Origin of the sequence: Pseudomonas sp. NDM, assembly GCF_003105095.1 — a bacterium.
Classification (GTDB): Bacteria; Pseudomonadota; Gammaproteobacteria; order Pseudomonadales; family Pseudomonadaceae; genus Aquipseudomonas; species Aquipseudomonas moraviensis_A.
Window position 1 is genome coordinate 1 of record NZ_QETJ01000145.1, and the last position, 12,541, is coordinate 12,541.

The 12,541-nt window shown below is 62.2% G+C and carries 11 protein-coding genes and 1 pseudogene; 6 read left to right on the top strand and 6 right to left on the bottom strand.

Annotated features, from left to right (window positions below):
• Nucleotides 1–116: 116 nt before the first annotated feature.
• Nucleotides 117–1,097 carry a diaminopimelate epimerase gene (locus DCO47_RS21625; RefSeq protein ID WP_116658889.1) on the top strand — a complete coding sequence of 327 codons (981 nt, stop codon included), beginning with the start codon at nt 117–119 and terminating at the stop codon, nt 1,095–1,097.
• A gap of 155 nt (nt 1,098–1,252) precedes the next feature.
• On the opposite strand, the gene codA is transcribed toward DCO47_RS21625, so the two are convergent.
• The 4 genes from codA to DCO47_RS21655 all read right to left on the bottom strand — a co-directional run bounded on the left by codA (nt 1,253) and on the right by DCO47_RS21655 (nt 5,595).
• On the bottom strand, nt 1,253–2,488 hold the full coding sequence (gene codA / locus DCO47_RS21635) for a cytosine deaminase (RefSeq protein ID WP_116658890.1): 1,236 nt from the start codon (nt 2,486–2,488) through the stop codon (nt 1,253–1,255).
• 14 nt (nt 2,489–2,502) lie between these two features.
• Nucleotides 2,503–3,774, bottom strand: coding sequence for a cytosine permease (gene codB, locus DCO47_RS21640; protein WP_116658891.1), 1,272 nt, complete (start codon nt 3,772–3,774; stop codon nt 2,503–2,505).
• Between the two features lie 299 nt (nt 3,775–4,073).
• Nucleotides 4,074–4,430: a 6-carboxytetrahydropterin synthase QueD gene (queD, locus tag DCO47_RS21650; protein ID WP_007915588.1), complete on the bottom strand. Its 357-nt coding sequence runs from the start codon at nt 4,428–4,430 to the stop codon at nt 4,074–4,076.
• An 85-nt stretch (nt 4,431–4,515) separates the two neighbouring features.
• Entirely contained in the window at nt 4,516–5,595 is a 1,080-nt protein-coding gene (locus DCO47_RS21655) for a hypothetical protein (RefSeq protein ID WP_042609101.1), read from the bottom strand.
• A 263-nt stretch (nt 5,596–5,858) separates the two neighbouring features.
• Here DCO47_RS21655 and DCO47_RS21665 point away from each other — a divergent pair, with 263 nt between their 5' ends.
• The 4 genes from DCO47_RS21665 to DCO47_RS21680 are packed head-to-tail and all read left to right on the top strand — an operon-like array spanning nt 5,859 to nt 8,460.
• Complete coding sequence (locus DCO47_RS21665) at nt 5,859–6,167, top strand: PepSY domain-containing protein (protein ID WP_083352394.1); 309 nt, start codon at nt 5,859–5,861, stop codon at nt 6,165–6,167.
• Entirely contained in the window at nt 6,167–6,478 is a 312-nt protein-coding gene (locus tag DCO47_RS21670; protein ID WP_042609103.1) for a PepSY domain-containing protein, read from the top strand. Before DCO47_RS21665 ends, DCO47_RS21670 begins: the two co-directional genes overlap by 1 nt.
• A gap of 3 nt (nt 6,479–6,481) precedes the next feature.
• Nucleotides 6,482–7,150 carry a response regulator transcription factor gene (locus tag DCO47_RS21675; protein WP_042609104.1) on the top strand — a complete coding sequence of 223 codons (669 nt, stop codon included), beginning with the start codon at nt 6,482–6,484 and terminating at the stop codon, nt 7,148–7,150.
• Nucleotides 7,147–8,460 (top strand): sensor histidine kinase, encoded by a 1,314-nt coding sequence (locus tag DCO47_RS21680; protein ID WP_116658892.1) that lies wholly within the window; start codon nt 7,147–7,149, stop codon nt 8,458–8,460. The genes DCO47_RS21675 and DCO47_RS21680 overlap by 4 nt, the downstream gene beginning before the upstream one ends.
• Before the next feature lie 204 nt (nt 8,461–8,664).
• On the opposite strand, the gene DCO47_RS27620 is transcribed toward DCO47_RS21680, so the two are convergent.
• Nucleotides 8,665–9,420, bottom strand: coding sequence for a methyl-accepting chemotaxis protein (locus DCO47_RS27620; RefSeq protein WP_371699990.1), 756 nt, complete (start codon nt 9,418–9,420; stop codon nt 8,665–8,667).
• Nucleotides 9,421–9,522: 102 nt separating this feature from the next.
• Nucleotides 9,523–10,920, bottom strand: a pseudogene (locus tag DCO47_RS27625) (HAMP domain-containing protein); the annotation flags it as partial.
• Between the two features lie 230 nt (nt 10,921–11,150).
• Here DCO47_RS27625 and DCO47_RS21690 point away from each other — a divergent pair.
• Nucleotides 11,151–12,467 (top strand): Na+/H+ antiporter family protein, encoded by a 1,317-nt coding sequence (locus DCO47_RS21690; protein WP_116658894.1) that lies wholly within the window; start codon nt 11,151–11,153, stop codon nt 12,465–12,467.
• Nucleotides 12,468–12,541: the final 74 nt, after the last annotated feature.

Below are 12,541 nucleotides of genomic sequence, written 5' to 3' on the forward strand. Positions count from 1 at the left end.
GGTGTGTCAGTCGACAATTTTTTAACGGACACACCGCTATCGCGAGCAGGCTCACTCCTGCAGGGGATTGCGGTTTACAGTTGAATTTTCGCCAGCATGGAATACGGGAACAAGGCATGACCAGCTTCTACGACGCACGCGGCAATATCTACGCCGTGGTTTCGCCCCAAGCCTTGCGCGAGGCCGGGATTGCTTTGCCGGCCAGCGCCGCCGAATGCGCCACGTCTCGGCAGCAGTGGAGCAAAGCCGCCATCGCCCTGTGCTGCCATTGGCCCGACGGCCAGCGCCCGGCCAACAGCAAACCGCACCGCAGCGATGGTCTGCTGATCGGCCCGTTTCAGAGGTCTGCACCGTTCGATGTGCTGATTGTGAACACCGACGGCAGCCTCGCCGAACGCAGTGGCAACGGCCTGACGATTTTTTCTCAGGCGCTGACCGAGCAAGGCCTGATGCCGGCGCAGGGTGCAGTGTTGCGCGTTCATCATGACAAGGGTGAGGCGCTGGAAACCTCGGTGAAACCGGCCGCGGTCGAAGGCGTGCGCGGCTTCTGGCTTGATCTCGGTCAGCCCGGATTCGGCGCGCAAGCCGTGGGGGCGCAGTCAGTTGAGAGCGTTCACTTCAATCACCGTGACGTCAGTCATGTCCGGCCCCTGGCACAACTCGATCCCGACTGGACCCACAGCCAGTTCGTGCGCATCGGCAATCCGCACTGCGTAACGCTGCTCAGCGATGCGGCCGCGTTGCCGGGCAACCAACAGATGCGTGAATCGCCCCTGAACGAACGGCTGACCGCAATTGCCTATGCCATGCCCACCGGTGCCGGCAATCCCTGCCCGGCGGGCGTCAATCTGCAATGGGCTGCGCTGGCGTCACCGCAGCAAATCCTTGCCCGGGTGTTCGAGCGCGGCGAGGGGCCGACCGCGTCATCCGGCACCAGTGCCAGCGCAGTGGCTTGTGCGGCGTGGCGGGTGGGTTGGGTCGAGGCGGGGGAAGTGCAAGTGATCATGCCTGGCGGCACTGCACCGGTTTTGCTTGAGGTTTCAGAAGGGGAGTTGCTGCGCGTCAGATTGTTTGGCACGGCGCGGTTGATCGCTTGATTCGGCCACTAGCGATGCTCTTGTAGGAGTGAGCCTGCTCGCGATGGCGGTGTGTCAGCCACATTTCCATCGACTGAAAGAACGCTATCGCGAGCAGGCTCACTCCTACAGGGTTTGTGGCAAATGGAATATTTGCATTTGACTCAGCGCAATTCTCAGCTGAACTCCACCACCGGCATCTGCCGTTTCATCAACACCTTGCCGTCACGAATCGAATACAGCGGCAGACCCTGGCTGCGGATCACTTCGTAATCGCTGTCCGCCGACAGAATCAGTAGGTTCGCCGGGCGGCCCTGTTCCAGGCCGTAACGCTCGCCCAAGTGTATGGCTTTGGCGCTGTTGTCGGTGACCAGGTCCAGCGCGCTTTGCAGGTTGCGATAACCGAGCATGGGGCAGATGTGCAGACCCGCTTCAAGCACGCGCAGGATGTTGCCGTTGCCCAGCGGGTACCACGGGTCGACGATGGAATCCTGGCCGAAACACACGTTCATCCCGGCTTCGAGCAGTTCGTTGACGCGGGGGACGCCGCGGCGTTTCGGGAAATTGTCGAAACGTCCCTGCAGGTGGATGCTTTCAGTCGGGCAGGAAACAAAACTGATCCCGGAATGGCCGAGCAGGCGGAACAGTTTGGCGCAGTAGGCGTTGTCGTAAGAGCCCATCGCCGTGGTGTGGCTGGCGGTGACGCGGGCGCCCATGTCGCGGCTGCGCGCTTCTTCGGCGAGCACTTCAAGGAAGCGCGAATGCGGGTCGTCGGTCTCGTCGCAATGCACGTCGACCAGGCAACCGGTGCGCTCGGCCAGGTCCATCAGAAACTTCACCGAGCTGACGCCCTGATCGCGGGTGTATTCGAAATGCGGAATGCCCCCGACCACATCGGCACCCATGCGGATCGCTTCCTCCATCAGCTCGCGACCGTTGCGGAACGACTCGATGCCTTCCTGCGGGAACGCGACGATTTGCAGGTCGATCAGGTGGCGGCTTTCCTCGCGCACTTCGAGCATGGCTTTGAGCGCAGTGAGTTGCGGGTCAGTGACGTCGACGTGGGTGCGCACATGCTGGATGCCGTGGGCGGCCAGCGCCTGAATGGTCTTCTTGGCGCGGGTCTTGGTGTCTTCTTCGGTAATGGTGACTTTGCGCTCGCCCCAGCACTCGATGCCTTCGAACAGCGTGCCGCTCATGTTCCAGCGCGGCTCGCCGGCGGTAAGGGTGGCGTCGAGGTGAATGTGCGGCTCGACGAAGGGCGGCACCACCAGATTGCCGCCGGCATCGAGGTCATCCGGGCCGAGGGTCGGCGCTTCGGTCTGGCGGGCGATGCTGTGGATCAGGCCGTCTTCGAGGTGCAATTCGTGCAGGCCTTCCTGGTTGCGCAGGCGGGCGTTGATGATGTGCATCAGGCGAATCCTTTTTATAGGTCTTGTAGTGGTGCGCTGAGGCGACGGGCGCCGAGCACACCGGTGACGATGACATACGTTAGCGCGGCAGCGGCGATCCCTACCAGCGGCGCGACCCATGGCGAGCTGAACGCAGCGACGGTGCCCACCCCATAGGCCCCGAGTCCCGGCCAGTTGAACGCCGGCAACCGTGCGTCGGCCAGACGCGGATAGTGCCCGCGCCAGCGGTAGAAGAAGTCAGCCATGATCACCCCGCCAATCGGCGGAATCACCGTGCCGAGCAGGATCAGGTACGGCACCAGCATGTCATACATGCCGAGGAGGGCGAGCAGGGTGCCAATCACCGCACCGCCGAGGGTTACGGTTTTGCGCCGCCCGGTACGCAGCAGGTTGCAGCCGGCCACGGCGAAGTTGTAGATGGTGTTGTCCTGCGTGCTCCAGATGTTCAGCAAGAGCATGGCCATCGCGGCCATGGCGAAGCCCTGCAACAGCAGCACTTCAACCACGTCCGGCTGCTGATAGACGATCGCGCCGTATGCGCCGATCAGCACCATCAGGCCGTTACCGATGAAAAAACCGATCAGGCTGGCCAGCACCGCCACTTTTGCCGAACGCGAAAATCGCGTCCAGTTGGTGGCTTGCGTAGCGCCGCTGACGAAAGTGCCGAACACCAGGGTGATCGCTGTCGACCAGTCCAGCGAGCCCGTCGGTATCACGCTGAGCAATCCCTCGAAACCGCCGACCTTCACCGTTGCTACCCACATCGACAGCATCAGCAGCAACATCATCGCCGGCACCGCGATGTACGAGAGAATTTCCAGTCCGCGATAACCGATGTACGCCGTGGCGCAGAAGCCCAGACCGAACAACACCATCAGGCCGAGCACCGTGGCCTCATTCAGATCGAAGTATTTGCCGATCACCACCGCCGCCGTCGCCGTGCCCCAGGCGTACCAGCCGATCTGAGTGAAACCGAGGATCAGGTCGCTGAGCTTGCTGCCGACTTCGCCAAAACAGAACCGCCCCATCAGCACCGAATTGAGGCCGCTCTTGAAGGCGATGTAACCCAGGCCCGCGGCGTACAGACCGAGCAACAGGTTGCCGACAATGATCACCGCCATCATCTCGGCAAAACCGAACGCGACCCCCAGCTTGCCGCCGGCAAACATGGTCGCGGTGAAAAACGTGAAACCCAGTAACACCATCGCTGTAGAGGCCAGGCCTTTGCGCGCGTGCATCGGCACTTCACTGAGCGGGTAATCGTTGCCGGAGGCGTTCTGCGTCATGGGGCAGTCCTTGCTGGAAGGGGAAGACGCAGGAGGGTTGCAGCGGTCGTGCCAAGCGGCGCAAGTGACCGAATGTGGAGACGCGACTGAGGTTTTCAGCGCGAAAGCAGTGCACTGAATGCACCAGGAGCCCAATGTGGGAGCGAGCCTGTGATGTGCATGGCAGATGATTCAAACCTGGCGACGGACTCTTGTGGGAGCGAGCCTGCTCGCGAATACGGAGTGTCAGTCACCGAATAAATTGACTGGAACGACGCTTTCGCGAGCAGGCTCGCTCCCACAGGGGGGGAGATCTGTGCTTATTCGCCGCGATAAATGCACCCGCTGGTGCACGTCTCATGAATGCGGATCGCGCTGAGTTCCGGCAGCAACGGCTTCATCTCGTTCCAGATGAATTTGGCCAGCACTTCGCTGGTCGGGTTTTCCAGACCTGGAATGTCGTTCAGGTAGTTGTGGTCGAGGCGTTCGTACAGGGGCTTGAAAATCGCTTTGATCTCGGAGAAATCGCGAATCCAGCCAGTGTGCGGATCAAGGTCGCCGCTCAGGTGCAGCGCGACCTTGAACGAGTGACCGTGCAGGCGTCCGCACTTGTGGCCGTCGGGGACGTGGGGCAGGCGGTGGGCGGATTCGAAGGTAAACTCTTTGAAGATTTCCACGGTATTTTCGGCTCTGTTCAGATGGCGTTCGCCGCAGCGATTCGGGCAGGCGGCGAGTTTATCAGCTTGTCTTTGGCCGTGCTGACTAAAGGGTCAGCAAGCGGTCGGCGAGGCGACCGCTGGCCGTCAGTTCGAGGAATTCATCGCCCAGTCGGCGACTCTCGTCCATCGCCGCGTGCCAGTATTTCTGCCGGCTCGGCGCATCGCCCATGAAGCGTTTGAAGTCGTTGCGATCGGGCAGTTTGCCGTAGGGCAGGCGCGCCAGATATTCCTTCGACGGCGCGACCAGCACCACGTCCTGCAAACGCTGCACCGAGGCGCGGCGCCACGGCAGGGTCTTGTCGAACCAGCCGGGGATCACCCGATCGGTGAAGTGCGGATAAAGCACGATGCCGTCGCCGCTGTAGGGCAGGTCGAGGTGATAGTCGAGCAGGCCGCCGTCGCGAAACGTACCGGCACCGGCGCCGGGCAAGTCGCGCACGCCTTCCATGACCATCGGAATCGACCCCGAAGCGAGCAGGGCCTGACGCAGGTTGCCGGCATTGAGGGCAACGAAGCGCGAGGGGAAATCGGTCAAGGCATCGAGCGGCGGGGCGAGGCGCGGATCGTGGATGATCAGCCGTTCGAAGTGCCGCGACAGCCGGGCGCGCCCGCGCAGGTTGTCGGCAATCACCGAACCGAGCGCCAGACCGAGGCGCCCGCGATGGTCTTCGGCGAGGCGGCCCTGACTTTTCACCACCATGATGTTGAGGCGGTAATCGCGGTTTTCGAGGATGCTTGCGTCGCGGCCGTCGAGCAGGTCGTTGAGCATGCGCTGCGAGCTCTGACTGATCTCGGCCATGGTCACGCCTTTGTTGAAATTCTGCTCGGCGTACAGCTGACCGAGGCGGCGAATGCCTTCGGCGGCGTCCGGCAGGCAGGCGCTGGCGAAGCGCCAGGAACCCACCGAGGCGCCGATCAGCGAACGCTCGCGCGGCGCACTCGGCAGCCACTCGCCGAACAACGCCAGATCGAGCCCCTGAATCCCCAGCGCCTTCGGCCCACCGGCCGCACCGGGCAGGGTGCCGACGTCAGCGGCGTGCAAGCCCTGCGCACGAATGCGCGCCATGGCCCGCGGGCCGGCCTTGAGGGTGAGGGCGGGGAACTTGATGTGGATGGCGGTCATACCGGTCTCGATCGTTGGCAAGCTGCGAATTATAAGCCGATGTTGCGAACCCTTGTAGGAGTGAGCCTGCTCGCGATAGCGGTGCATCAGTGGCAGATGTGTTGGCTGACACACCGCTATCGCGAGCAGGCTCACTCCTGCAGAGTCTTGTTCCAGGCGGTGGATTGGTAATGAAAAGGGCACAATGATGGCCATTCAGTTTCAGTTAAGTTGACCCCGCTAAGGTGCCCACCGTATGCAACATATAAGAATTCGGAGACACCATGAAAACCCTGACTGCCCTGACCACTGCCTCGATCATCGGCCTCACTGCCAGCACCGCTCACGCGCGCGATCTCGGGCCTGACGAAGCGCTTCGTTTGCGCGACGCTGGTACTATCGTCTCCTTCGAGAAGCTCAACGCCATCGCGCTGGAAGAACACCCCGGTTCGGAAATCACCGAAACCGAGCTGGAAGAAGAGTACGGCAAGTTCATTTACCAGATCGAACTGCGCGACCCGAAAGGTGTGAAGTGGGATCTGGAGTTGAACGCGGTAGATGGTGAAGTGCTCAGGGATCATCAGGATACGTAATGAAGCTGAATATTCGCGCCACCCGCCTGACGGCGCTGGCGCTGGTGTTGTTCTGCACCACTGCCATGGCCCGCGACCTTGATCAGGACGAGGCACTGGCCCTGCGTCGCGATGGCGTGATCCTGCCGCTGGAGCAAGTGCTGCAGCAGGCCATGGATCGCTACCCCGGTGCCAAACTGCTGGAAGTCGAGCTGGAAGAAAAACACGACGTGTACATTTACGAAGTCGAATTGCTGACGGTCGAAGGCGTGGCGCGCGAGCTGCACTTGAAGGCCGATACCGGCGAGTTAGTCAAAGACAAGGAAGATTGATCGATGCGTTTGCTTCTGGTGGAAGACCACGTACCGCTGGCCGACGAATTGCTCGCTGGCCTTCAGCGCCAGGGCTACGCGGTGGATTGGCTGGCCGATGGCCGTGACGCGGTGTATCAGGGCAGCAGCGAGCCCTATGACCTGATCATCCTCGACCTCGGCCTGCCCGGCGTACCGGGGCTGGACGTGCTTGCGCAGTGGCGCGCGGCCGGTCTGGCGATACCGGTGCTGATCCTCACCGCGCGCGATTCCTGGGCCGAGCGCATCGAAGGCCTGAAGGCCGGCGCGGATGATTACCTGACCAAACCGTTTCACCCGGAAGAGCTGTTCCTGCGCATTCAGTCGCTGTTGCGCCGCTCCAAGGGCCAGTCCAACCAGCCCACCCTGCAAGCCGCGGGCCTGCATCTGGACGAGGGCCGCCAGTGCGTGGTTCGCGACGGCGCCGACATCCAGCTGACCGCCGCCGAATTCCGCCTGCTGCGCTATTTCATGCTGCACCCCGAACAAATCCTCTCGAAAAGCCACCTCGCCGAACACCTCTATGACGGTGAGACCGAGCGCGATTCCAACGTCCTCGAAGTCCACGTCAATCACCTGCGGCGCAAGCTCGGCAAAAGCGTCATCGAAACCCGTCGCGGTCAGGGATACCTGTTCGGCGGGCAAGCTTCATGAGATCAATCCAGCGCCGGTTGAGCCTGGGTTTGATCAGCGTGATGGTGATCGTCGGTCTGGTGCTGGCGCAAACCAGCCTGTGGTTATTCGAGGTCGGCTTGCAGCGGTACCTCGAAGCCGGCCTGCGCAATGACAGCGAAAGCCTGCTGGTGGCGCTGGTGCGCGGCCCGCAAGGGTTGCAGCTGGATGAGCGGCATCTGTCGCCGGCCTATCAGCGGCCATTTTCCGGGCATTACTTTCGCATCGACTTCTCTGACAGTCACTGGCGCTCGCGCTCGTTATGGGATCAGGATCTGCCCTTGCTCGACCACCCGGGGCTGCACAGTAACCTGCAACTGGGCCCCGGCGGGCAACGCCTGCTGATATTGCGTTCGGACTATCGGCGCCTGGGCCAGTCGATCTCGATCAGCGTCGCCCAGGATTACACGCCGGTCAGCGACAGCTTCCAGCGCATGCGCCAGATCGGCCTCGGCCTGGGGCTGGCGGCGTTGTTGCTGATCCTGTTCCTGCAGCGCCTGACCGTGCGCCGCGCCCTCAAACCACTGGAGCGCGCGCGCGAGCAGATCGCTCAGTTGCAGCAGGGCCAGCGCTCGCAACTCGACGATCAGGTGCCGGTGGAACTGGAACCGCTGGTGGCGCAGATCAACCATTTGCTCGCCCATACCGAAGACAGCCTAAAGCGCTCGCGCAATGCCTTGGGCAACCTCGGCCACGCGTTGAAAACACCGCTGGCGGTGCTGCTGAGCCTGGCCTCCAGCGACAAGCTCGACGACCATCCCGAGCTGCGCAGGATTCTCAAGGAACAACTCGAGCAGGTGCAGCAGCGCCTCAATCGTGAACTCAATCGGGCGCGGTTATCCGGTGATGCGCTGCCCGGCGCGTTGTTCGATTGCGATGCCGAGCTGCCGGGGTTGCTGGCGACGCTGAACATGATTCATGGCGAACACCTGGCCTTGAGTTACGTCGCACCGCCGGGCCTGCAACTGCCGTGGGATCGCGAGGACTTGCTGGAACTGCTCGGCAACCTGCTCGACAACGCCTGCAAATGGGCCGATGCCGAAGTGCGCTTGAGCGTCATCGAGCGCACTGACGGCTTTGCCCTGAGCGTGGAAGATGACGGGCCGGGAATCCCCGAGGAACAACGCGCTCAAGTGTTCAGCCGTGGTACCCGGCTGGATGAGCAGACCCACGGGCATGGGCTGGGCCTTGGCATCGTGCGGGATATCGTCGATACCTGGGGCGGCTTGCTGGTGCTGGGCGAGAGCGAGTGGGGCGGGTTGAAAGTGGTGATCGAGCTGCCTCGGCGGTGAGCCCTTGAAAAGCCCCTCACCCTAACCCTCTCCCAGAGGGAGAGGGGACTGACCGTGGTGATTGGACGAGATACGTCGACCTGAAATACCGAGCCGAACTCAGCATTTGAATGGCGTGAAGATCGGCTCCCTTTCCCGCTCGCCCCCCTTGGGGGAGAGGGCTGGGGTGAGGGGGGAATCTGACTGACACCCCGCAATCTCAGATCAAACGCGAAACTGATCCATCAACCGCTGCTGCTGGTTCGCGAGGCTATTGAGCGACTGGCTCACCCGAGCCGATTCATTCGCCTGTCCCGACAACGATTCGGTCACATCGCGAATCGTCGCCACATTGTTGTTGATCTCCTCGGCCACCGCGCTTTGCTCTTCGGCGGCGCTGGCGATCTGCAGGTTCATGTCGCTGATCACCGTCACCGCATCGCCGATCTGCCGCAGCGCCGTTACAGCCTGGCCCACCTGCTCGACACTGCCCTGGGCCTGACGATGGCTGTTGCCCATCGAGCCGACCACTTCCTGCGTACCGTTCTGCAATTGCTCGATGACCTGGCGGGTTTCCTCCACCGACTCCTGGGTGCGGCGCGCGAGGTTGCGCACTTCGTCGGCGACCACCGCGAAACCGCGTCCGGCTTCACCGGCGCGGGCCGCTTCGATGGCAGCGTTAAGCGCTAGAAGGTTGGTCTGCTCGGCGATTGCGCGAATGGTTTCCAGCACCGTGCCGATCTTCTCGCTGTTGGCAGCCAGGCCCTCGACCTGCACCATCGCTGCGCTCATGTCGGCGGCGAGGGTGTCGATGCTCGCGGTGGTGCGATCGATCACCGTCAGGCCTTGGCGGGTAGCGCGGTCGGCGTCCTTGGCGGCTTCGGCGGCCTGCGCGGCGCTGCGTGCGACGTCCTGCGCAGTGGCACTCATTTCATGGGAGGCGGTGGCGACCTGATCGACCTGACGGTATTGCTGCTCCATGCCAGCGCTGGTCTGGGTAGCGATGGCCGAGGACTGGTCGGCGGTATTGCGCGCGTCCTGCACCGAGCGTTTCACCTCGGCGATGATCGGCTGCAGCTTGTCGAGGAAACGGTTGAACCAGCCGGCCAGTTGCCCGAGTTCGTCCTGCTTGTCATAGGCCAGGCGCCGGGTCAGATCGCCTTCGCCGCTGGCGATGTCTTCAAGCATGTGCGCCACGCCGAGGATCGGCTTGGTCACGCTGCGCGCCATCAGCCACACCAATAGCAAACCGATCAGCGCGGCGAGCAGGCCGAGGCTCAGTTCGATCAGCGTGCCCGAATTATTGCTCGCATCCAGTTGCTGCTTGAGCGCTTCGGCGCGGCTGACGAGGACTTTTTCCGGCACGTCCAACAACACGCCCCACGCCGGCCCGCCGGGAATCGGCTGGAACGGCGACAGCACTTTCAACTGGCCGTTGCTGTGCAGACTGCTCACGCCAGTGCTCGAGGCGAGCAGGCGCAGCAACTCGCTGCCGCTGGCCTGATCCACCGCATCCAGGCGCTGGCTGAGCTTGCCGGCATCCGGGCTGTAGCCGGCGAGCAGGCCGGCAGGGCTGACGATGCTTACCGCGGTCTGACCGTCATAAAGTTTGCGACTGGCATTCTGGCTGATCGCTTGCAGGCTGTTGAGGTTGATGTCGACCGACAACGACGCAATGACTTTGCCGTTGACCTGCAGCGGGAAGACGATGCTGGTCATCAGCACTTTCTGCCCGTCGATGACATAGAAGTACGGCTCGATCACGCAGGGTTTGAGGGTGGTGCGCGGGCAGGTGAACCAGGCGTTGGCGGCCTGACCGCTGGGGCCGGTGCTGGTGTCGCTCATGTCGCTTTCCGGCAGCGCCATCGAGGTGACTTTGCCCGGCGTCGGCTGCGACCAGTACAGGGCGAAGCGGCCCTTGTCGTTGCTGCCCAGCTCAGCCTGATCGGCGAACAGTTCATCCTTGCCGTCCAGCGCGTTGGCTTCAAACACCAGCGACAGGCCGAGCAGGTCGGGGTTGGCCTGCAGCGCGGACTTGACCTGACGGGTCATGTCCTCGCGCAGGTCGAAGGCATCGAGAAAACGCTTCTCGGCCTGTTCCCGCAAGAACAGCACCTGCCGCGAGAAACCGTGGCCGTACTGATAGGCGTCCATGAACTGCTGGCGAATGCCGGCGGCCTGCACTTCACCTTGCGATTCGATCCGCGCCTGCGCCGATTCGGTGAGCATCTCCATGCTCGAGGCCTTGACCAGCGCCGAGCTGTGTTCCATGCGATACAGCGAAAGACCGACCAACAGGGTCACGATACCGGCCAGGCAGAGGCCGGCGAGCAGGGTGATTTTCCATTGGATGGAAAGTTGTCTGAGCGACATGGAAAACATCCTTATCCGATAAATATCTGAGACTTTGCACTGTAGCGGCTGCGTTTGCGCTTTCTTTATCCCTCCAGCGCAATATGACCAATTGCGCATGCGATCCATGTAGGAGCTGCCGAAGGCTGCGATCTTGCGTTTTTGCTCTGGAACAAGATCAAAAGATCGCAGCCTTCGGCAGCTCCTACAGGGCCGTGTGACTTTGACAAGGACTGTTCGCTGCGGCACAGTGCGCGCCCTCTAATAAGACCCTCCGTACAAATCCGCCGGCCAATTCCGGGCGGACTCATCCTGTCTGGCGGTGTGTTTTCACCCGCAGTGTTTTTTGAGGTAGTGAAATGAATGCAGTCATAGCAGCCGTCGGCGTCATGCTGATCCTCAGCCTGTCGCGCGTGCATGTGGTGATCGCGCTGATCGTCGGGGCGCTGGTCGGTGGCCTGACCGGTGGTCTGGGCATCGAAGCGACGCTCAAGGCGTTCAACAGCGGCCTGGGCGGCGGCGCGACGGTGGCGTTGTCCTACGCCTTGCTCGGCGCTTTTGCCGTGGCGATCGCCAAGTCCGGCCTGGCCCATGCGTTGGCCGACAAGGCCCTGGCCATGGTGGACCGGCAACACGCGACGGGCGGCGGTAACGTCAAATGGCTGTTGATCGGCCTGCTCTGGGTGGTGGCGATTGCTTCGCAGAACATCCTGCCGATCCACATCGCGTTCATTCCGCTGCTGGTGCCGCCGCTTCTCTATGTACTGACCAAGCTGCAACTCGATCGCCGTTTGATCGCCTGCGTCATGACGTTCGGTCTGATCACTCCGTACATGTTCCTGCCGGTGGGCTTCGGCAACATCTTCCTCAATGAAATCCTGCTGGCCAACGTCGCGCGCAGCGGCGTCGACATCAGCGGTATCAATGTCACCCATGCCATGGGTATTCCGGCGCTGGGCATGCTGGTCGGCCTCGGCATCGCGTTTATGAGCTATCGCAAGAAGCGCGTCTATGACCTGGCGAAGATCGAACAGGTCGAGCAGACCGCGGTGCAGTACAACCCGCTGAGCCTGATGATTGCCGGTGTGGCGATCGCCGCCGCGTTCGTCATTCAGCTGTTGTTGGACTCGATGATTATCGGTGCGCTGGCCGGGTTTCTGATCTTCTCGGCATCGGGCATCGTCAAGTGGCGCGAGACCGATGATCTGTTCACCGAAGGCATGAAAATGATGGCGATGATCGGCTTCATCATGATCGCCTCCTCCGGTTTCGGCGAAGTGATCAAGGCCACCGGCGAAGTGCAGACCCTGGTAGAAGCCTCGGCGGCGTGGATCGATCACAGCAAGGGCGTCGGTGCCCTGATGATGTTGCTGGTCGGGCTGCTGGTGACCATGGGCATCGGCTCGTCGTTTTCCACCGTGCCGATTCTCGCGGTGATTTTCGTGCCGCTGTGCGTGCAACTGGGCTTCAGTCCGATCGCCATCGTCTGCATCGTCGGCACTGCCGGTGCGTTGGGTGACGCCGGATCGCCGGCCTCGGACTCGACCCTCGGCCCGACCTCCGGCCTGAACATCGACGGCCAGCATCACCACATCTGGGACACCGTCGTACCGACCTTCCTGCACTACAATTTGCCGCTGTTGGCGTTTGGCTGGGTGGCGGCGATGGTTCTCTAAACGGCCCACCAACCCTCTTGTAGGAGTGAGCCTGCTCGCGATAGCGGTGTATCCGTCGCCTCATCCGCTGACTG